Consider the following 20,336-nt stretch of genomic DNA (forward strand, 5'->3'; position numbering starts at 1 on the left):
AAAAGGTGACAGCTACCGAAGAGAAGGCGACCGGCTTCGGTCGCCTTTTTCAATCGTTCAGATGCCGTGACATGAAACGGCCCACATCGCTTTGACTGGGACGTTGGCCCGTAAAGACCTCTACGAAATCGGGCATTCTGGCGACATGTTTCCAGCGGGTCTCGTTGACCTGCATCGAGAGATGGCCGATCTGGGTATAGATCACTGTCATCGCCCGCACCTCGGCCTCGGTCTCGGAGTAGCCGAAATGGGTGAACATCGCCTCAATGGCCTGCCTGCGCCGTGTGTCCGCGACGTCGACGCGAGACTGCAGTTTTGGATCGGTCCGCGCCCAGTTGCGGATCGCCAAATCCATCCGCGAGTCGAACAGGCTTTCATCCAACCAGCAATCGAAGATGTTGAAGATCGCCTCGCAGATGGTTTCCGCATAAGCCTCGGTCCGGGCAACCAGATTGCCGGTATTGCGCGCCTCCCACCGGGCGATCAGCGCATCCAAAAGGGCTGCGCGATCCTTGAAGTGCCAATAGAAACCGGTGCGCGACAGGCCCAGCCGGTTGGCCAGTGGCATGATCTTGACGGCATCGACGCCGGCGTCACAGAGAATCTCGGTCGCGGCATCCAGCCACAGGTCAGCTGAGCCGCGCTGGCGGGTATCGGGGGCACTCGTCATGACTGTCGGATAGCATTGCCATATCCGGGCGACAATCAATTCGCCGCGCATGGGCACGGCTTTGCCGGTGCTTCCTTTGCGCCGCAATGCACGGCAGGATGGAGCAGAGCAGGCAGCAAGGAGTTCGGGCCATGTCACAGGAAACGCAGCCGATATCCGGCCATGGCGGCCCCTATCCCACACCCATCATCGTGGGCAGGTTGACGGTCGACCCCGGTTGGATCGACTACAACGGGCACATGAATGTCGGCTATTACGGCGTGGCCTTTGATCAGGCGCTTGAGGTGATGCTGAACGATCATTTGGGGCTGGGGGAAACCTATGTCCGCACGGCGGGGTATGGACCCTATATCCTGCAATCGCATCTGCATTTCACACGCGAATTACATCTGGGCGACGGCTATACCATCCACTATTGGCTTGTAAATACCGATGCCAAGCGCCTGCACTATTATGCCGAGATGTTTGCCGAGGCGGATGGCGCTCTCTGTGCGACGCAAGAGGCTCTGATTCTCAATGTCAGCCAGTCCACCGGTCGCTCGGCCCCGTTTCCTGACTGGGCGCAGGCGCGGCTGACCCGGATGGCGGCAGAACATGAAAATCCGGACCTCGCGGCGCGCCTTGGCGCGCCGCTCGGTATCCGCAGAAACTCGTAACCCACACGAGGGAATAAGCACCCGGTCGCACGTCCTGTCACAAGGACACCCCCAGCACGACCGGGCGGCTGCGCAGCACCTTGATGCTGGCTAGCGTTACCATTTGCCCTAAGTTTTAGGGGTTTGTCTCTTACTCACGTTTTTTGCTGGTTAATTGCCTATCTTCCTAGAAACAATCCGGTTTTTGGTCTTTGATTGACAGGGAACCGGGCTTGGCCGCCATGTAACTGCCACAGTCCCCTAATCTCGAATCATAGATGGCGGAAGGAACCGGTCACGCGCGCAAAATTCCACCCGTCATATTGCAGGACGCAAAGAAAACGGCCTATGCTAACTGCAATGGCAACAGATTTGACGACAATGCTCATTTACTTTGCAAGGATATCTTCGCCGAATGCCTAGCACCTCACCAAGGCATGGGGCCGTCTATGTAAAAGAGCTGGCCGTCGACCTGCTGGAACGGGGATACAAACCCCACCAGGTCTTTGAGCGCACTGGGATTTCCCCCGATATCGTCAATCAGGACAAACCCTTTGTTCCCTTCGACACGATTGCCGCGTTCTTCGAACATGCCGCCACCCTGACCGGTGAAGACACGCTGGGTTTCGAGCGTGGCGCCTGTCGCGAAATGCGCCGGTCCGGGGTGATCTGCTATGTCGGGATGGCAGCCCCGACCGTTCTGGATTTCATCAAGAATGTCGCACGTTATCGCCGGGTCTTCAGCGACGCGGTCGAGGTCGATACCGACCAGTTGGAAAGCCAGGGTATCCTGCGCTGGTACTTCGCGGTGCCGACCCAGGTGCGCCGCCGCCAATATGTGGAGTTCGGCGCCTCGGGTCTGCTTTATGCCATGCGGCAGGCGGCAAACCGCGAGTTCAGCCCGCGGCTGGTGACCTTTCACCACCTGCGCAACAACCATCAGGACCGTTTCCGGCGATTCTTTGGCTGCGACGTCCGTTTCGGCGCGGTTGAGAACGCCTATCACTTCCGGCCCGAAGATCTGGCCTTGCCATTGCTGACGGCGGATAATGACCTCTATTCGGTTCTGACCGAGTATTGCGAGGCGATCCTCAGCGACAAGTCGCGCAACCTGCCGCCACTGATCGTTGATGTCGAACGAGCGATTGCCGACCGGCTTGCCATGGGTGAGGCCAGCCAGGACAAAGTGGCGCGCGCCATGGGCATGAGCTCGCGCACCCTGTCGCGGCGGCTGGCGGGTGAGAACACCACCTTTTTCAAGACGTTGGAGCAACTTCGCCGGGCGCTTGCAGTCAGCTATCTCAGGGACAGCGATCTGGTTCTGGCCGAGATTGCCTTTCTGCTGGGCTATTCGGGGCTGAGCAGTTTCAACGATGCGTTCAAGCGCTGGACCGGGCAGACGCCCGGCCAATTCCGTCATGTGTGAGGCAGGGTCGGGCGCGCTGCTATAATTAATTTACTTTCAAAAATAAAAAAGATAGGATGCGCGAAACTGCTTGTTTCTAAGCCAAATGGCATGCATGGGGCGGTCACTTTTCTGGGTCGCCGGTTTTGCCCCGGACCCTATGCACAGTACCAGATGAGGAAGGTCAATGTCCGTTCTTGTTGCCGATGTAGGGGGGACCAATGCCCGGCTTGCCATGGTCCGGGATGGGGTTCCAACCGCCGTCAAGCGGTATGAAAACGATCGCTATTCTTCGTTCTACGAGGTGTTGCAGGACTATCGCATCAGCACCGGAAGTCCAGGGGTCGAGGCCTGCTGTGTTGCCGTCGCGGGTCCGGTCAACGCCGATCACGCGCAACTCACCAATCGGGACTGGCATTTCGACATCGACAGGCTGCGCGATGTTCTGGGTGGCACCGATCGCGTGCGGTTGACCAATGACCTTGTGGCGCTGGGATACGCGCTGCCGCATCTGCGCCCCGAGCAACTGACCGAGATACGGCACGTGCCGGGACCGTCGGCAAATGACCAGGCGCTGGTGGCCGGTGCAGGGACCGGGTTTAATGCCTGTTTGCTCAAGGGCGCGACGGTGGTCGAGGCGGAACTGGGTCATGCCAGCTTGCCTGTAAGCGTCGCGGATGCCCTGCGTGTCGAAATGGGTGCGGGTGCGGAACGGTTCCGAACCAACGAAGACCTGTTTTCTGGGCGCGGTCTGGCGCGGTTGCATCACGCGATCTCGGGCGAACACGTGCCGGGACCGCAGATCCTGACGCAGTTCGCACTGGGCGAGGGCCGAGAGGCGCAGCGTACGGTGTTGCTTAGCGCGCGGCTCTTGGGGATGATGACCCGCGAGTTGGTTTTGCAATACTTGCCGCTGGCAGGAATACATTTCGCCGGAGGTGCTGCGCGCGGTATCCTTGGGTCGGCGGCTGTATCCGAGTTCCTTGCCGCCTTCGAAACGGATGGTGTGCTGGGTGATCAGGTCATGCGCGTGCCGATCCGGCTGATCGCCGATGACGCCGCCGCGCTGATCGGGGCGGCGCATTTCGTGACATCCGGAGAGGGAGTGTAGGGCATGCAGAACAGGCTTTTTCGCTGGGGGGTCCTGTCAACTTCCAAGATTGGACGAGAGCAGGTCCTGCCCGCAATTGCCCGCTCTGCCAGCGGAGTGATCCATGCGATCGCCAGCCGCGATCCCGCAAAGGCGCAAGCCGAGGCCGCACGGTTCGGTGCGCCGCAATGGTACGGCGACTATGACGCGTTGCTGGCTGATCCTGACATTGACGGTGTTTACCTGCCGATCCCGACGGCGCATCATGCCGAATGGTCGATCCGCGCGGCGCAGGCGGGCAAACATGTGCTCTGCGAGAAACCCATCGCCCTGAGGGCCGAAGAGATCGATCCGATCATCGCCGCGCGCGACAGCTTCGGGCGCTTGATTTCCGAAGCGTTCATGGTCGCCTATCACCCGCAATGGCACAAGGTACGCGAGCTGATCGCCGAGGGCGCGATCGGGCGGCTGCGCCAGGTGACCGGTGGGTTTTCCTATCACCTGACCGACCCCGGCAACATGCGCAACCAGCCCGATCTGGGTGGCGGCGCCTTGCCCGATATCGGAGTCTATCCGGTGGTGACGACATTGCTGGCCACCGGTGCCGAACCGGGCAAGGTGACCGGCCAGGTCGATTACTCGCCTGAGTTCGGAACCGATATATACGCCCGCGCCAATGTCGCCTTTGACGGGTTCAACCTGTCCTTCCACGTCTCCAGCCAGATGGCGCTACATCAATCGATGCGGTTCATGGGTGAGGCCGGCTGGATTGACGTGCGTGCACCGTTCAACGCGGTTAATTACGGCTATGCCGAGATTGTGCTGCACGATCAGAAAAACACCAAGCAGACAGTCTACAGGTTTGACGTGAATCAGTACGAGCGTCAGGCCGATGCCTTTGTCGGCGCCTGCCGCGGCGACCGCAGCCCGGTCTTTCCGCTTGAGATGTCCAAGCAGGTTCAGCAGGTGATCGACGGAATCTATGCCGCAGGTGGTCGGCCCTGAGCAGTGCCCGCTATAGCTTACACTTGGCCTTGATCTCGGCGATGCGAGTATCCAGCTTATTCTGGTAGTCACCCGTCAGGATTTCCAGCTTCTCATTCTCGGTGTCTGTCGCAATCCCGAGCAGCGCGCCTGCGGGCGTGATCGCGGTGGCCGAGATAAGCTCCTGGCTCTGCGCATATTTCTGTTCCGAATTCAAAGCGCGCAGATCACCTTCCGCCGTAGCGCAATTGACAGGCTTCGTCGAAGGATTCTTGAGCGGCTGCATGGAGCATGCGGATGTGAGCAGGATCGCAGCTGTGGTGGTCAGCAGCAGGGTGATCCTGCCTGTGGAGTTTCGCATTTCCGGTGTCGTCATCCTGGCCTCTTCCCTTCTGTTTATGGTATCGCGCTACAGGTCGATATCACGGTCCACCATTCAATAGTCGCGTTCGAAGAACACGCCTATCCCGGTGCTGCCGGTATTGTCGACGCTGCCCTTCAGCGTGATGCTGTCGGTCACATCCAGATTCAGGTTCACCTCGGTCTCACCTTCGGTATTGACCGTGAAATCGGTATAAAGCTCATCGCTCAGATACGCCCCCGCACCAAACCGCCCGGCACCGCTTTCTTCGGCTCCGACATCGACATTGCTCAGCCCGGTGCTTTCACGCAAACCCTTGGTCGCGTCGCCGCCTGCGCCGCTCAGTTGCGCCAGCGAGGTCGCCATTTGCGCCAGCACCAAGGGCGACAGTTGCGAAAAGCGGTTGCCGAAGAGCAGCATCGCCAGCGCCTCTTCTGGGGGGCGTTCGGGATCGGAATAGACCTTGACTTCGGGCAGATCTATCGGGCCCGAGATCTCAAGTGTCGCTTGACCGTCCGATGTAGTGGTGGTCGATTCGAATTCGATATAGGGGTTCAGATTGCCTTGCAGGGCGATGATCCCCTTTGTCAGATCCAGCCGCCGCCCGAGCAGGTCAAGATTGCCTCGGATCAGCTCGATCTGGCCGGAGGGCGAGACCGAAGCGGTAGTCCCACCAATATTGATCGCGCCGCCCAGTTCCGCGCTCAGCCCGCGCCCGCGTACGAACATCTTGTTGGGAACCAAGATGTCGATATTCAGCGCAGTCGTCGAATTGCTACGATCTTCGCCGTCGTCCTCCCTGATCAGCCCGGCATGTCGCAGCGTTTGGTAGACCGCTCTGGATTCGCCCACATGGGTGATGTCGGGAATCGGGGCGGCACTGGCTGATCCTGTGGCGGCATTGAGGTTGATATTGGTCTCGCCGACATCAATCCGCCCGCCGATGGAACTGTTGCCCGCCAGCGCGCCGGTGATGGCGATCTGCCCATTTAACAGCGTGTCATAAAGCAGGTTGTCGGTCAGAACCAACTGGTTGAGCGCGATACTGATATCGGTGTTCAGCGGCGGTGTCAGCTGAATCGGGCCGCTGACCTGAATGTTGCCGCCGGAGCGGATAGCCGCGTTCATCGCAATGGTTGCGGCGCTGTTGGCCATTGTCACTGTGCCATTGATACCGGTCAGCGTCTGGCGCGCGCCGGGGATGGCCAGCGCCGCGCCGTTGGTCGAAATGGTGCCGCTCAGCGCGTCAAGCGCGGGTTGGCCCTTAAGCGCGAGATCGAATTGCGCGGTGCCGTCGATCTGGTTGGGTGAGATGAAAGTGTTGGCGATGCCGATATTGATCTGCCCCTTGGCGGCCATGTCGGCGCTGCCCGTCGCCTCGTCAAAGGTACCGCTGAGCGTTGTCGAGACATCTGCCGGACCGGTGGCCTTGCCATCGATGGTCCAGACGCCGTCGTCGCGGCGCGCGTTGCCGCTGGCCGATAGCGAGCCGGGGAAGTCGGGCACCAGCCGCTCGACCCGGTCGAGCTTGGCCTCAAAGTCAAAATCGGCATTGCCGTTCAGTTCGGCCGAACCGTCGAGCTTGGCAAAAGACGAATCCGGACCGTTCAATTGAACAACGCCATCAAAGCCCGATCCGGTGCGCGACACGTCCCCGTCAAGCTTCATCTGTCCCTTGGTCAGCGTGGTGATCCGGCCCACGTCATCCAGTGTGGCCGTGAATTTCAGATTGCCACCGGCCTGCTGCAAAGTGCCGCTGGCCTGGGCTGAAATCGCAGTGGCGTTGAGGTCGAAACTACGGATGTCCAGACCCTCAGAGGTATTTGCCGCGTCTGCCTTCAGCGTGGTGCGCCCGGTGATCAGCTTGTCCAGCTGTTCGATCCCGCTGCGCAGGTTTTGCCCGTGCAGGTCAAGCTGGATGTCGAAGGTCTGATCGCTCACCGCGCCTGAGCCGTCCAGTTTCAGCGCCACCGACCCGCCCAGATCGCGCTGCGCCAGATCGGAAAAGACCGACAGGTCCGAGGCGCTGGCCTTGATGTTGCCTTTGGCGCCGATCTGCTGCGCTTCGATCCCCGACACGGTGATTGCACCGCTGGCCTTGAGTGTGTCGGCCGCCAGATCGAAATCGCGGATGGTCAGCGTGTCATCGGCGTTGGCGGCGTCGATAGTGATCTTCACATCGCCTGCAATCAGCGGGTCGATCTGCGCCATGCCGCTTTTCAGATCGCTGCCCGAGGCCTGGGCCTGAATGTCAATACTGCGATCTTTGAGCGCTCCGCTGCCCTTGAGCGCTGCCGTCAAGGTCCCGGCCAGCTCCCGGCCCGCCAGGTCGGAAAAGATCGACAGGTCTTTGGCGGAAAGGCTCACATCCGCCTCCGAGACGGCATACTCCCCGCTGTCGATCCCGGTCGCCATACCCGTGGCCTCAGCCGAGAAGCTGCGGCCATTGACCTTGAAGTCGCGCAGGGTCAGGCCCTCGCTGTCATTCTTTGCGTCCAGTTGGATGCTTGTGTCGCCAGTCAGCAGCGGATCGACCTGTGCCATTCCGCTTTTCAGGTCTCGCCCTTTCGCACTCATCTGAATGTCGAAATGCTTGTCCTTGATCGCCCCGCTGCCTTTGATTTCGGCATTTAGCGCCCCGGCCAGATCGCGTTGGGCCAGTTTCGAGAACAGCGAAAGGTCCTCTGCGGCCACGGTGGCGCGCCCGTCGCCGCTGAAGTCACCCTCTGATCCGGTCAGTGTCGCAGCGGCGTCCACCGACAGTGTCTCGCCCTTCAGCGTGACTTGCCGGACCGTTATCCCCTCGGTGTCGCGCAGCGCGTCGAGGGAGATGGAAACCGGCCCATTCAGCAGCGGGTCGATCTCGTCCATCCCGCTTTTCAGGCCGGTGCCATCGGCGCTCAGGACGAAGTCGAAGCTGCCGCCCAGCGGTGCGCCGGTACCGTTCAGATCGGCCTTGAGCGACCCGGCCAGATCACGCCCCGCCACGCCGGAAAACCGAGACAGGTCCGCTGCGTCCAGCTTAACGGTGCCATCCATCTCGAAGCCACTGTTCAGCCCCTTGATGTCCACATCCGCCTGCGCCGTGACATCTCCGCTGCGCAGGTCGAACTCTGACAGTTTCAGCTCGCCATCGCCAAGCAGGTCAAAGAATCCATCCAGCGTGATCGTGTCGCCCGCTGCCTGTGCCAGCGCCGCATCGCTGAAGCTCAACCCGTCCAGGGCGGCCTGCAGATCGCCGCTCAATTCCTTGGTGCCGGACTGGTCCAGCGTACCCTGGGCACCGAGCTTCAGCTGGTCCAGCGACATGTCCGGCGTCGCGAGTGACTTGGCGCTCAGGTTGAGATACCAGCTATCGCCGTTTGCCGCATCCAGCAGCAGCGAAAACTCCGCCCTTTTCAGTTCGGTGACCGGATCGGCCACCGGCAGCACGACCGTATCGCCGCCGGGCGGGGTAATGCGGCCCTGAATGGCCAATTTTTCCAACAGACCTTCGGCGCTGCGTTCCACCTCGCCTTCAAGCCGCAACGCTTGCGAGGTCAGGTCCAGTTCAGAAATAGACAGCGCGCCATCAGGGTCGCTGCGGCCATCGACGACCAGCCGCGTATCGGTTCCGAAAAACGGATCGAAGCGGGATTGCAGGAACGGTGTCAGATCGCCGCCGACATCCGCCGAAAAGGCGATGCTGGTCTCATCCTCGGCATCCGGGGTCGGCACACCCCGCAGCCGGACCTGACCCTTGACCCGCTCTGTGTCGTCGCTGGTCAGGCCGATATCGGCGGTGAAGTCATCCACTGGCCCTTCACCCTTGGCACTCAGCAGCAGGGGCGGCGCGTCGGGCAATTTCAGCGCGGTAGAAATGATCCCGCCGGCATCCTCGATCACCTGTAAGTCCAGCGTGATCTGGGTGCTTGAATTGGCGTAACCGGCGGCCAGCTTGATGCTGTCGCCGGGGCGGTCCTGCCGGGTCACATCCAGATGCGTGTCAAGCGTGCCATCGGCCAGCGACAGGTCGCCCTTGACCTCCAGCACCGCTGCGCGTCCGATCAGCGGTTCGCCCAGGCTCAGCTTGTCGACTCGCAACTCGCCGATATTGACGGACACCGGCAGCTCCGGCACCTGAAAACTCGAGGCGCCCGGATCGGGCGGTGGCGTGTCCTGCTCAATCGGCTCGGGCGCGCGCGCGATGTCGATCTCTTCTGCGGACAGCGTGTTGACCGAAAACCGCCCCCGCAGCAGGCCAAGCCGGTTCCAGTCCAGTTCCGCGTTCTTGATCGTCAGCCAGACGCCGTCATCATCCGAGACGGTGATTTCCTCAATTGTGGCGCGCGAACTCAGCGCGCCCTCCAGCCCGACCACTTTCAGATGTCGGCCGTCGCCGGACAGCGTATCCTCAAGGAAATCGACCAGCATGCCACCGGACTCTTCCTGGGCCGTTGCTGGGCCGGGAATCTGAGTAAGGCAGATCGTGACCGCGATTGCATATGTGGCTGGCCTGATCAAAACGCCTGTCCGATCCCGATATAGAATTGCAGCCCGTCACCGGTATCTCCGCTGACCGGCATGGCAAGGTCGACCCGCAGCGGGCCGAACCCTCCCAGATCATACCGCAGGCCAAGCCCGGCGCCAGAGTGACTTTCTGAGTCACCGGTCACGATGGCATCGGCGCCGACCATGCCGTAGTCATAAAACCCCACCAGCGAGATGCTTTCGGTGACCCGCCCGCGTATCTCGGCAGACAGGCCCAGAAACGACTTTCCGCCCGCGACCTCGTCCCCCACGGGAATGCCAAGGCTTTCATAGGGCTGGCCCCGCACGGTGCCTGCGCCGCCGGAAAAGAATAGGTATTCCGGGGAAATCCCGGGCAATGCCGGGCCACCGACCGAGCCCCATTGGACCCGTCCCGCCAGCACCAAATTGCCATTTGACGCGACATCAAAATAGGTGCGGCCATCAGCATAGAGCTGGGCGGCGGATTTGGTGCCGGAAATTCCCAGCAATGGCGTGAACCGCCCGTCAAGAAAGAAGCCGCGTGTCGGGTTGACCTTGTTGTCGCGGCGGTCCCATTCGGCCCGGATCGGCAGCAGCACATACCGGAACGGGCGGTCATCGCCGAACGCGTCATCTGACTTGGCATCGCTGGCGGCCAGATAGGCCTCGGCAAACAGTACCGGCGAGAACACCCGCCGCGCCCCGACACCCAGAAGCAGGGTCGAGATGTCATAATGCTCGCGGTTGCGCCGTTCCCATTGGGCCAGGTAAAACATGCTGTCATCCGGACCCAGCCGGTCGGGCATGTCCAGCCGCATGCCGACACGTCCGTCGATATCCTCGTCGCCGCCGATATTGCGCAGAGCGGCTTCGAACTTGAACCTTGCAGCGCGGCGGAACACGTTTCGGTGATACCAGGCAAAACTCAGGTCCATGCCCTGGTTCGACGAGATCTCGGCCCCGAAACTCAGCCGTCTTGGCGGCATGTCCTCGAAAGTGGCGTCGAAATCGAGGCTGCCATCGGGGTTTGCGGTCTCATATTCGGTGACCCGGACGCTGCTGAACGTGCCGGTACGGCGCAGCCGGGTTCCGACCTGCTGGACCTGGGCGGGGGAATAGACCTCGCCGGTCGGAAAGCCCGCGATCCGATAGATCGATTCGGGCCGGACGCGGGTATCTCCCTTGATATGGAGCGTGCCGAAGGTCAGTTGCTGCCCCTCGGCCACGTCGATCTGCGCGTCCAGACGAGCCTGGGTGTGGCGAGCGGTGATCTTCTGCCCGCCGATCGCGGCCTTGGCGTGTCCGACATCGCGCCAGCCTTGCACAGCGGCGGTGGCGGCGCCCTGAATGGTGCCGGTGCTGGCCGGGCGACCGGGGGCGAAATCGGTCGGCAGTTCAGTGTCCCGCGCCAGCGGCGCGATTTCCGCCGTGCCAAAAGTGAAGGAAGGTCCGGTCTTGACCGAGATATTAACCGACTTGATCGCACCGGGGGTGTTCAACGGGTCGATATCCGCCGCCTCCTGTCCGTCGAGGCGGATGTTCACCACCGGGCTGAAATATCCCGCATCATAAAGGATCTGCACCAGCGTCCGGTAATCCGCCAGCGCTGCCGACAGCAGTTCCAGAGGCGTGTCGAGGCCGCGCGTCTCGGCGTTCAGCACCGACGAGCCCTCTTCAAGCTTTTCGCGCAGGTCCTCTGAGGCGCCGGGGGCCGACAGCGAGCTCTCCAGCGACCAGAGTGCCGCAGGTGACAGTGTCACACAGGTCACCACGCAGCCGAGGATAACCGCTTTCCACTTGCCGAGACCTGTCATGGTCCGCTCCGAATTGCCTCAACTCAATGCCGACGGTTTGCCGTTTTCACAGGCACCGTGCTTGTGACCAGTTATCACATGCCGGGCCTGTATCGGAAACGTATTTTGTGCCTGCTGCTGGATTCTGTCCGTATTTTGTGCCCGGCACCCCACGAAATGGTGGCACCAGGTGCTCAGCATGGCATTCACCCGGTCGGATCGCCGATATCGTGATGTCCTTCCTCGCACTCCCACTGAATGCCGTAACGGTCGACGAAATAGAAAAACCGGATGTTGCTCACGATCTCGGCTGTCGCTTGTTTCTGGGCTGCATCCGCCTCAGCCGCAGGATCAAAAAAACGGAAATCGGAGGGTGTCATTGGGCTGATCCGTTCCGGGCGATAGTCGGGCGCATTCGAGATCATGCGCGTGCCGGGCTGCGCCCGCACATGCGCAAAGGCAGCATCGATACCCGTGACCTTGAGCGCGATATGCGCCACGCGGCGGCGATCCGTTGGCGACAGATCGTGATCCAGCACTTGTCCCTCGGGGCTGTGATACTGCATCAGTTCCAGCGTGAGCGCATTGCTGGGCAGCTCCATGAACGCGATCGAGACATCGGTCTGATCCCAGCTGTCGCCAAACCCGGCGCTTCTGGCAAAGCCCTCGTTGCGGAAATTCGGAAAGATCTGCAGCGGCTCGGCCCCCAGAAGGGACTGGTAATAGGCAAGGGCGGCATCAATGTCGTCGACATTGACCGAGATGTGGCTGAGGCCGGTAATGGCGATCATGAGAGGGCGTGTCCTGCATGGCGAAACGGATAGCCCACATTAGGATGGTGCACTCCGCCGCGCCAGCCGCGGTTATTTTCCGGCGGTGCGAAACCGCCGCACGATGGCAGTGTTGTTCGCGGGAGCTATGAGCGTCGATTTTGCAGTCGGCAACGCATACTAGAGTCTGGCTCGAGGCGGCATAGCCGCCATGCGTCTGACGCGCAGCCCGGCGGCAAACCGCCTGAAATCAGGCCCCTAAACGCCCTTTTTGCCTGCGCGTCACCTGAGTTACGGTAAAGAGTGCCCTGTACATGCCGCAACCAAAGGTCTACACGCGCCTCTTTGTTGGCCGGTATAGCAATCTCGCGCCTCCAGATCAGGTAACAACAAGAAGATGGACCGGCTGTGAAGAAGACACTCGCTGAGGCGCTGGACGCGCGTGGATACACTTCCCTCACTGCCGTGCAAGAGGCGGTGACGGCCCCCGAAACCATCGGTCAGGACCTGCTGGTCTCGGCCCAGACCGGGTCGGGCAAGACCCTTGGCTTTGGCCTGGCCATTGCACCGGGGATTCTTGGCGAGAGTGACGTGTTCGAACGGGCGGATGCGCCGCTGGCCCTGGTGATCGCACCGACGCGCGAGCTTGCTTTGCAGGTCAAGCGGGAACTTGGCTGGCTCTATGAAAATACGCGCGCCATCGTGACCTCGACCGTGGGCGGGATGGACATGCGCGACGAACGCCGCGCGCTAACACGCGGCAGCCACATCGTTGTTGCCACGCCGGGGCGTTTGCGCGACCACATCATGCGCGGCTCGATCGACCTGAGCGCGCTGCGTGCCGTAGTGCTCGACGAAGCCGACGAGATGCTGGATCTGGGCTTTCGCGAGGATCTGGAGTTCATCCTGGAAAACGCCCCGGCAGAGCGCCAGACGCTGCTGTTCTCGGCTACCGTCCCCCCGGCCATCGCCAAGCTGGCAAAGAGCTATCAGAAGGATGCGCTGCGCATCGCCACTACCAGCGGGGCCAGCCAGCACGCAGATATCGACTATCGCGCGCTGAAAGTGTCGGCGCGCGATGGCGAGAACGCGATCATAAATGTGCTGCGTTATTACGAGGCGCCCAACGCAATCGTCTTCTGCAACACCCGAGCGATGGTCAACCGGTTGACCACGCGCCTGTCGAACCGTGGATTCTCGGTCGTGGCCCTGTCCGGAGAACTGTCGCAGACCGAGCGCACCCATGCCCTGCAGTCGATGCGTGACGGACGCGCGCGGGTCTGCGTGGCCACCGATGTTGCCGCGCGCGGAATCGACCTGCCGAACCTCGATCTGGTGATCCACGCGGAACTGCCCAGCAACCAGGAAACACTGCTGCACCGCTCGGGCCGGACGGGCCGGGCCGGGCGCAAGGGTGTCAGCGCCCTGATTGTGCCGCCTGTCGCGCAGAAAAAGGCGCAGCGCCTGCTGGGCTGGGCGAAACTGACGGCGGAATGGGCAGAAGCGCCGTCCGCCGAAGCGGTCTCGGCCCAGGATGAAGAGCGGATGCTGGCCAGTCCGGACTGGCAAACGCCGGTCGCGGACTCGGATCGGGACATGGTCACGACGCTGACCCAGGCCTTCACCACCGAACAGATCGCGGCGGCCTATCTCAGGCTCTATCGCGAGCGACACTCAGCACCCGAGGAACTTTCAGACATCAGTGAAGCACCAAAGCCGCGCGCGCCGTTTGGCCCCAGCGTTTGGTTCGCGCTGGAGGGCGGGCGCGCCGTGGGTGCCGAGCCGCGGCGGTTGCTGCCGATGCTATGCAAGCGGGGCAACATCTCGCGCGAGGATGTCGGCGCCATCCGCATCCAGCCCAAGGAATCGCTGATCGAAATGCGCGAAAGTGCGGTTCAGGGCTTTCTGGCGGCCATAGGCTCCGAGATGGTACTGGAAGGTGGCGCGGCGCTGACCCGTCTTGCAACTCCGCCGAAGCTGGATCGCGGTCCGCGTCACGACAAACCCTCAGCCCCCGCTGCCCACAAGCCGCGCGATGCCGGGCCACAGGCCAAAGGCAATACGCCGGGCACCACCGTGCCGGTGGATTGGAATGACGACCCTAACCCGCGTATGAAAAAGCCCAAACCGGGCGCGAAACCCGCGCACCGGAAAGGACCAAAACCAGCAGCGGCGCAGTCCTCCGAGGCGGTTGTGGTGGAACCCGTGAAGCCGCGCAAACCGTCGGGCCCCGGACCGAAACGTCCTGACGGCAAAGGTGATGGTCAGCGCGGGCCCAAGCCTCCCGTTGGAAAGCCGTCGAGCAAGAAGAACCGCGCGCGTCGGGCGGCTGCAGGCAAACCCGGTGGCATGGGGGCGCCCAAACGCAAGGGCGGCAATAAGAAGAGGTAGCGGTGGTCAGGCCATCAGCCTGGCCACATCCAGCATCCGCGCCGAAAAGCCCCATTCATTGTCGTACCAGCCAAAGACGCGCAGCTGACGCGCTCCGGTCATCCGGGTCTCGGGGCCTGCGATCACCAGCGATTCGGGTCGGGCGCGCAGATCGGACGAGACCAGCGGCAGGTCGGTCCAGCCAAGGATAGGCGACGCCTCTATCGCGGCGCGCAGGGTATCGACAAAGCTGTCCTCGTCGCAGTCGCGTGACAGCTGCACCACAAGATCCACGGCCGACACGCTGGCGGAGGGCACTCGGACAGCCGCGCCGCTGATGCGCCCGGCCAGTTCCGGCAGAACCTCGTTCACCAGATGCGTGGCGCTTGTGGTGGTGGGCACCATCGACAGCGCCCCGGCACGCGACCGCGCCAAGTCGCCGCGCGGCGCGTCCACCATGGGCTGGCTATTGGTGTAGCAATGAATCGTCGTCATGTGCGCCGTCTCGATCCCGGCGATCTGGTGGATCATCTTGACCAGCGGCGCCAATCCGTTGGTGGTGCAGGACGCGTTTGATACGATCTGCGCTTCACCTAACTGATCCTCGTTTGCACCCAGAACCACAGTGAGTTCGGCGCCGGGCGACGGCCCTGAGATCAACACTTTGCGCGAGCCCGCCTGCAACCCCCGGCGCGCCACATCGGACGTGCGGGCAATGCCGGTGCAATCCAGCAGAACGTCAACGCCGTTCAGATCGATCCGGCTCAGATCGTCGTTATGAGTGAAGGGAATATGCAGCCCGTCCACGACAAGCGCGTCAGGCGCAGTTTCGACGCGGCCCGGGTAGGGGCCGAAGGTGCTGTCATATTGGAACAAATAGCCGCAGGTCTGCAGGGGCGCGATGTCGTTGACGCAAAGCAATTCGATGCCTGCGCCTTGCGGCAAGGCCAGTATCTGACGCAGTATGGTGCGGCCGATCCGGCCAAATCCGTTGATCGCGAGTCTCATGCCGCAGATATGCCAGCGCTTGGCGGATAGCTCAACGACAGCCGCAATATTGATACAATTTAGCCGGTTAGGCGCTTACGAGGCCGGGGCGGCGGGGCACTGCACCTGGGCAAAGAACTGGCCCGAGATGTTTTCATACATCGTGTTGCCCAGAACCCGGCATCCCGTCGCCTGGCTGATCGCGGCGCTGGCCTGCACCGGGCGCGGCCGCGCGGGCGGGCCGAACGGGTTGAGGTTGTTCATGTCGCGCGTCGCCCGATAGACAACCGGCGCATCAGACACCTGCCGCACGGCCCATGTCCGGCTCATGACCGAGACATTCTTGCTGGGATAGGCGTTCTGGCCACCCGGCAGTGCAAATTGATCGCCGCAAGCGCCAAGGCCAAGCAGTACGGGTGCGACCAACAGGGCTGCGCGAATCTTCATAAGTCATCTCCATGGATGCGGTATCTGCGTGAACCACAGCAAATTTTTACCCTGCTGTGAAGCCCTTGCAACCCGATGCGTGAAAGTCGCGTCTCAAAAGGCACGGGGACGAATTCACTCAAGGCATGATGTCATTTGGTAGAGTTCATCCACAGATTGAATCTTGAGACCACTGACGCCATGTGAAATATGCTGAGACGGCTGGCGTGCTGCGCTGTGCCGGTCGGCTTGGGTCAGATTGCGCGTTTGCTTTATGTTTGTGATGTTCTTGTTCGTTATTTTGTGCCTGATCGGCGTCGTTGTGGCGCTGATACTGCCGGCTTGGTCCAGCCTTCTTCTGCTTGCTGGTCCTTGCGCCGTGGCGGGTATTTTGATCCTGCTGCACGACCACCTGATGATTGCGCGCTGGTCCGGACGCGACGATGCCCCGCCCGCAAAAGCCCCACGCAGCAAAGGGCCGCGGACGAAACCGGCGCGCGGCAGGTCGAAAAACTGGATCATCCTCGATGGCTCGAACGTCATGTACTGGAAGGATGGGACACCTCAGATCGAAACGGTGCGCGAGGTAGTCGATCACCTGACGAGGCTGGGATACGCGCCCGGTGTGATGTTCGATGCGAATGCCGGATACCTGATCTCGGGAACATACCGGCATGACGCCCATCTGGGCCGGATGCTGGGCCTGAAGGAAGAGCGGGTGATGGTGGTGCCCAAAGGCGTGCCTGCCGATCCTTACATCCTGACAGCTGCACGGGATCTGGGCGGGCCGGTTGTGACAAATGACCGGTACCGGGACTGGGTCGATGATCATCCCGAAATCATAAAGCCGGGTCACCTGATCCGGGGCGGTTACAAGTCAGGGCGTCTGTGGCTGGACCTTGGGGTGGCAGAAAACCGAAAAGCAACCGCCAATGCGGTGCCAGGGAATGGGTCCTGATATTCATCTCATGGCCCATGTTCTACACCGCTGTTTTAAAGCGCAATTTGGCCTGAGAACCGTTTTTTAGGTTTTCCGATTGCGCTCTGGACGACGCTGACGGACCGTGACAGCATGTCGGCAACGCATTTTATCCAAGAGCATGCCATGAAACAGATCTTCCTGACGTTATGTCTGAGTTTTGCCCTGGTCGGGCTCGCTGCCCAGTCGCAGGCCAAACCGCTATCCCGCATCATCGCCGAAAGCGGGTTGTCGCCCGAGGATTTTCAACTGATGCAGCAGGCGATGGGGCAACTGGTGGTGAATGGCGTGCCGCAGGTCGGCAAGACGGTGGCCTGGAACAATCCGGCGACCAACTCCAGGGGCTCGGTCACCTTGCAGGAGATGCGCGACAATTGCGGGTTCCTGCGCCAGATCGCGCATCCCAAAGGGGCCGAACAGCCGGTTCAGATTCGTAGCCGCATGTGTCGGCAGGCTGATGGCAGGTGGTTGCTTGTGCCCTGAACTTACGTGAGATGTGCGGCAGTGAGGTCTTGCGCCGGTGGCGCGCTGCGCCATAGGCTTGGCGCTGCCGGTTGGGGCAACACGCGATAGGTCAAGGGAAAACCACATGAAATATACCGAAGAACATGAATGGCTGATCGTCGAGGATGATGTGGTGACGGTGGGTATTACCGCTCATGCCGCTGAACAGCTGGGTGACATCGTCTTTGTCGAACTGCCCGAGATTGGCACCGAGGTGGCCAAGGATGACGAGATCGTGGTGATTGAAAGCGTCAAGGCCGCGTCGGATATCCTCGCGCCTCTGGATGGCGAGGTTGTGGAGGTGAACGAGGCGCTTGCCGACGAACCCGGCAAGGTCAACGAGGACGCGACCGGCGCGGGGTGGTTCTTCAAGATCAAGGTGTCTGACATGTCGCCGATGGATGATTACATGGACGAGGCCGGCTATAACAAATTCATTGGCTGACCGGGCGCGCTGCGGAGACTGACCGGGCTGTTTCCAGAATGAGGCGGGCCATAGGCCCGCCGCTTTTTTTGCTGACCTGTCCTTGCGGACAGGCATTGGCGCTAGCGGCGGGGGTCGCTCTGATCTCAATAGCCGCGCGCGCGGTCGACCTCGTGCAACAGCGCCTCACCCGCGATCAGGCGGCGCAGGTTTTCTGCCACATCTTTCAGGGCATCCCCGAGGTGCCAACCCGATACATGCGGAGTAATGGTGACACTGGAGTGCTGCCAGAGCGGGTTGTCAGCGGGCAGCGGTTCCTGGCTGACCACATCCAGCACCGCGTGGCCGGGCGTTCCGCCGTCCAGTGCCTGCAGCAGCGCGGTCTCGTCGATCAGGTCACCACGACCGGCATTCAGCAACTGACTGCCCGGTTTCATCGCGGCGAGCCTTTGCGCATCGAAGAACCCGGTCGTTTCGGGCGTGCTGGGCAGGATGGCGCAGACATGATCGCAGCCCCCCAACATGGCTGGCAGGGCGTATTGACCGTGGTGGCAGGTCACATCGGGCAGCGATTTCGGCGACCGGCTCCAGCCATGGACCTGAAAGCCGAGTTGCCCCAGCAGTCGTGCAGTATGGCCGCCGATGTGGCCCAGTCCCAGGACGCCCACCACCGTTTCAGACGTCACGAGTGGGGCTGTCGGAGACCAGTCCGCCTGCACCTGCTGGCGTCGATAGCGGTCCCCCTGACGCTGCGCGTTCAGGATATAGGTCAGAAACCACTCGGCGATTTCGCGCGCAGGGGCTTCGGGTTTCAGTCGGGTGACCCGGACGTGATCGGGCAGGGCCGGGTGGCGGACGATGGTTTCCACGCCCGCGCCAAGTTTCTGCACCAGTTTCAGATTAGGCAGCCGGCTTGGCAAGTCCGGGTTCAGCTTCGACACGGCCAGCATCGTCACGTCGCTCAGATCGCCCGGCTCGGCCAGCGGCCGCACATCCGCGCCCGGATCATGCGCGCGCACGGTTTCGGCGATTTCCGCATCCGTCATCCATCCGCCGTGGCCGACATTGATCAACAGCGCCATGGGCGTGCCTCCTTTTTTTGGTGGGATGACGTTTCGTCAACCAACTGGACATCTGCCGCCCAGCTAAGTCATCCTCGGATCAAAGGTAAAGCCCGGCAATTCGGGCACAGGAGAAATGTCATGACAATGAGCTTTGGGATGCGGGACGAACACCGCGCGCTTCTGGACCGTGTCAGCGCGATGATTCGCGACGAAGTCATGCCGCTGGAAGATGAATATCAAGGCGAAGTGGCCAAGGGCGACCGCTGGCAATACACCGACCGGCAAGCCGAGATCCTCGAAGGGTTGAAGGCCAAAGCCAAGGCAGCCGGGCTGTGGAATTTCTGGCTGACCGATAGCGAGCGGGGATTCGGTCTGACAACGGTTGAATATGCCTATTTTGCCGAAGAGATGGGCAAGACCCCGCTGGGGGCCGAAGTGTTCAACTGTTCGGCGCCCGATACCGGCAATATGGAAGTGTTCGAGCGTTACGGCACCGACGCCATGAAGGCCGAATGGCTGGCGCCGCTGCTGGAAGGCGAGATCCGTTCGGCCTATCTGATGACAGAGCCGGATGTGGCCTCGTCCGATGCCACTAATATCTCGATGTCCTGCCTGCGGGATGGGGCGGAATATGTACTCAATGGCGAGAAATGGTGGGCCTCGGGTGCGGGCGACCCGCGCTGCCGGGTCTATATCGTGATGGTACGCACCGGCGATGACGAGGTGCCCAAACATCAGCGCCATTCGATGATCGTGGTGCCCGCCGACACCCCCGGTATCGAGGTTCTGCGTCCGATGCAGGTCTATGGCCATGACGACGCGCCGCACGGGCATATGCATATCCGTTTCACCGATGTGCGGGTTCCTGTCGAAAACATCCTTTTGGGCGAGGGGCGCGGGTTCGAGATTGCTCAAGGTCGCCTGGGGCCGGGCCGCATCCACCATTGCATGCGCGCCATCGGACAGGCGGAAACCGCGCTGGAACAGATGTGCAGACGCGCGCTGCAGCGCGAGGCGTTTGGCAAGCGGTTGGCCCAGCTTGGCGCGAACTACGACATCATCGCCGAATGCCGGATGGAGATCGAGATGGCACGCCTGCTGTGCCTCAAGGCAGCATGGTACATGGATCAGGGCGATGCGCGGGCTGCGGCCCCTTGGATCTCGCAGATCAAGGTGATCGCGCCGCGGGTGGCGCTCAAAGTGATCGACGAGGCGGCGCAGATGTTCGGCGCGCAGGGCATCAGTCAGGACACGCCGCTGGCCACTGCCTGGACCCATGTTCGGACGCTGCGTCTGGCCGATGGCCCGGACGCAGTGCATCGGCGGCAGGTCGCGCGGACCGAACTGCGGAAATACACCCAGGAGAAGGTTTGAGCATCCTTG

The 20,336-nt window shown here is 61.7% G+C and carries 17 protein-coding genes; 9 read left to right on the forward strand and 8 right to left on the reverse strand.

The genetic code is table 11. The features are described from left to right. Positions 1-49 precede the first annotated feature (49 nt). Positions 50-670, reverse strand: a complete 621-nt coding sequence (locus AB1E33_RS16535; protein WP_372578376.1) for a TetR/AcrR family transcriptional regulator — start codon at positions 668-670, stop codon at positions 50-52. Between the two features lie 131 nt (positions 671-801). On the opposite strand from AB1E33_RS16535, the gene AB1E33_RS16540 reads away from it, so the two are divergent. From AB1E33_RS16540 to AB1E33_RS16555, 4 genes are all read left to right on the forward strand, one after another. Beyond that, the gene (locus tag AB1E33_RS16540) at positions 802-1,326 is read left to right on the forward strand and encodes a thioesterase family protein (protein WP_372578377.1); all 525 of its coding nucleotides are present in this window, start codon (positions 802-804) and stop codon (positions 1,324-1,326) included. A gap of 394 nt (positions 1,327-1,720) precedes the next feature. Then, on the forward strand, positions 1,721-2,731 hold the full coding sequence (locus AB1E33_RS16545) for an AraC family transcriptional regulator (RefSeq protein ID WP_372578378.1): 1,011 nt from the start codon (positions 1,721-1,723) through the stop codon (positions 2,729-2,731). A gap of 166 nt (positions 2,732-2,897) precedes the next feature. Further along, positions 2,898-3,821, forward strand: a complete 924-nt coding sequence (locus AB1E33_RS16550; RefSeq protein WP_372578379.1) for a glucokinase — start codon at positions 2,898-2,900, stop codon at positions 3,819-3,821. 3 nt (positions 3,822-3,824) lie between these two features. Beyond that, entirely contained in the window at positions 3,825-4,805 is a 981-nt protein-coding gene (locus AB1E33_RS16555) for a Gfo/Idh/MocA family protein (protein WP_372578380.1), read from the forward strand. Positions 4,806-4,815: 10 nt separating this feature from the next. Here the strand turns inward: AB1E33_RS16555 and AB1E33_RS16560 are convergent, their stop codons facing one another. From AB1E33_RS16560 to AB1E33_RS16575, 4 genes are all read right to left on the reverse strand, one after another. Further along, a complete protein-coding gene (locus AB1E33_RS16560; protein WP_372578381.1) occupies positions 4,816-5,160 on the reverse strand; it encodes a hypothetical protein in 345 nt (114 codons plus the stop codon). Between the two features lie 60 nt (positions 5,161-5,220). Beyond that, on the reverse strand, positions 5,221-9,648 hold the full coding sequence (locus AB1E33_RS16565; protein ID WP_372578382.1) for a translocation/assembly module TamB domain-containing protein: 4,428 nt from the start codon (positions 9,646-9,648) through the stop codon (positions 5,221-5,223). Beyond that, positions 9,645-11,450, reverse strand: coding sequence for an autotransporter assembly complex protein TamA (locus AB1E33_RS16570; protein WP_372578383.1), 1,806 nt, complete (start codon positions 11,448-11,450; stop codon positions 9,645-9,647). The genes AB1E33_RS16565 and AB1E33_RS16570 overlap by 4 nt, the downstream gene beginning before the upstream one ends. Before the next feature lie 185 nt (positions 11,451-11,635). After that, positions 11,636-12,220 (reverse strand): VOC family protein, encoded by a 585-nt coding sequence (locus AB1E33_RS16575; protein WP_372578384.1) that lies wholly within the window; start codon positions 12,218-12,220, stop codon positions 11,636-11,638. Positions 12,221-12,607: 387 nt separating this feature from the next. Here AB1E33_RS16575 and AB1E33_RS16580 point away from each other — a divergent pair, with 387 nt between their 5' ends. Beyond that, positions 12,608-14,590: a DEAD/DEAH box helicase gene (locus AB1E33_RS16580; protein WP_372578385.1), complete on the forward strand. Its 1,983-nt coding sequence runs from the start codon at positions 12,608-12,610 to the stop codon at positions 14,588-14,590. Between the two features lie 6 nt (positions 14,591-14,596). Here the strand turns inward: AB1E33_RS16580 and AB1E33_RS16585 are convergent, their stop codons facing one another. Continuing rightward, complete coding sequence (locus AB1E33_RS16585; protein ID WP_372578386.1) at positions 14,597-15,577, reverse strand: type I glyceraldehyde-3-phosphate dehydrogenase; 981 nt, start codon at positions 15,575-15,577, stop codon at positions 14,597-14,599. Between the two features lie 75 nt (positions 15,578-15,652). Further along, positions 15,653-16,003, reverse strand: a complete 351-nt coding sequence (locus AB1E33_RS16590; RefSeq protein WP_372578387.1) for a hypothetical protein — start codon at positions 16,001-16,003, stop codon at positions 15,653-15,655. Between the two features lie 262 nt (positions 16,004-16,265). On the opposite strand from AB1E33_RS16590, the gene AB1E33_RS16595 reads away from it, so the two are divergent. The 3 genes from AB1E33_RS16595 to gcvH all read left to right on the forward strand — a co-directional run bounded on the left by AB1E33_RS16595 (position 16,266) and on the right by gcvH (position 17,910). After that, a complete protein-coding gene (locus tag AB1E33_RS16595; protein ID WP_372578388.1) occupies positions 16,266-16,940 on the forward strand; it encodes an NYN domain-containing protein in 675 nt (224 codons plus the stop codon). A 147-nt stretch (positions 16,941-17,087) separates the two neighbouring features. Then, positions 17,088-17,444, forward strand: coding sequence for a hypothetical protein (locus AB1E33_RS16600; RefSeq protein ID WP_372578389.1), 357 nt, complete (start codon positions 17,088-17,090; stop codon positions 17,442-17,444). A gap of 106 nt (positions 17,445-17,550) precedes the next feature. Beyond that, on the forward strand, positions 17,551-17,910 hold the full coding sequence (gcvH, locus tag AB1E33_RS16605; RefSeq protein ID WP_372578390.1) for a glycine cleavage system protein GcvH: 360 nt from the start codon (positions 17,551-17,553) through the stop codon (positions 17,908-17,910). 125 nt (positions 17,911-18,035) lie between these two features. Here gcvH and AB1E33_RS16610 read toward each other — a convergent pair whose 3' ends face one another. Further along, positions 18,036-18,971, reverse strand: coding sequence for a 2-hydroxyacid dehydrogenase (locus tag AB1E33_RS16610; protein ID WP_372578391.1), 936 nt, complete (start codon positions 18,969-18,971; stop codon positions 18,036-18,038). A gap of 120 nt (positions 18,972-19,091) precedes the next feature. Here AB1E33_RS16610 and AB1E33_RS16615 point away from each other — a divergent pair, with 120 nt between their 5' ends. Beyond that, positions 19,092-20,327, forward strand: a complete 1,236-nt coding sequence (locus AB1E33_RS16615) for an acyl-CoA dehydrogenase family protein (RefSeq protein WP_372578392.1) — start codon at positions 19,092-19,094, stop codon at positions 20,325-20,327. Positions 20,328-20,336 lie beyond the last annotated feature (9 nt).

The sequence above is a fragment of the Ruegeria hyattellae genome (assembly GCF_041537925.1).
Lineage (GTDB): Bacteria > Pseudomonadota > Alphaproteobacteria > Rhodobacterales > Rhodobacteraceae > Ruegeria_C.

Bases quoted from the DNA above. Each gene is read 5' to 3' on its own strand.
- AB1E33_RS16560 (WP_372578381.1), bottom strand. From the start codon at position 5,160: ATGACGACACCGGAAATGCGAAACTCCACAGGCAGGATCACCCTGCTG.
- AB1E33_RS16610 (WP_372578391.1), bottom strand. From the start codon at position 18,971: ATGGCGCTGTTGATCAATGTCGGCCACGGCGGATGGATGACGGATGCG.
- AB1E33_RS16535 (WP_372578376.1), bottom strand. From the start codon at position 670: ATGACGAGTGCCCCCGATACCCGCCAGCGCGGCTCAGCTGACCTGTGG.
- AB1E33_RS16570 (WP_372578383.1), bottom strand. From the start codon at position 11,450: ATGACAGGTCTCGGCAAGTGGAAAGCGGTTATCCTCGGCTGCGTGGTG.
- AB1E33_RS16555 (WP_372578380.1), top strand. From the start codon at position 3,825: ATGCAGAACAGGCTTTTTCGCTGGGGGGTCCTGTCAACTTCCAAGATT.
- AB1E33_RS16540 (WP_372578377.1), top strand. From the start codon at position 802: ATGTCACAGGAAACGCAGCCGATATCCGGCCATGGCGGCCCCTATCCC.
- AB1E33_RS16585 (WP_372578386.1), bottom strand. From the start codon at position 15,577: ATGAGACTCGCGATCAACGGATTTGGCCGGATCGGCCGCACCATACTG.
- AB1E33_RS16575 (WP_372578384.1), bottom strand. From the start codon at position 12,220: ATGATCGCCATTACCGGCCTCAGCCACATCTCGGTCAATGTCGACGAC.
- AB1E33_RS16590 (WP_372578387.1), bottom strand. From the start codon at position 16,003: ATGAAGATTCGCGCAGCCCTGTTGGTCGCACCCGTACTGCTTGGCCTT.
- AB1E33_RS16595 (WP_372578388.1), top strand. From the start codon at position 16,266: ATGTTCTTGTTCGTTATTTTGTGCCTGATCGGCGTCGTTGTGGCGCTG.
- AB1E33_RS16545 (WP_372578378.1), top strand. From the start codon at position 1,721: ATGCCTAGCACCTCACCAAGGCATGGGGCCGTCTATGTAAAAGAGCTG.
- AB1E33_RS16615 (WP_372578392.1), top strand. From the start codon at position 19,092: ATGACAATGAGCTTTGGGATGCGGGACGAACACCGCGCGCTTCTGGAC.
- AB1E33_RS16600 (WP_372578389.1), top strand. From the start codon at position 17,088: ATGAAACAGATCTTCCTGACGTTATGTCTGAGTTTTGCCCTGGTCGGG.
- gcvH (WP_372578390.1), top strand. From the start codon at position 17,551: ATGAAATATACCGAAGAACATGAATGGCTGATCGTCGAGGATGATGTG.
- AB1E33_RS16550 (WP_372578379.1), top strand. From the start codon at position 2,898: ATGTCCGTTCTTGTTGCCGATGTAGGGGGGACCAATGCCCGGCTTGCC.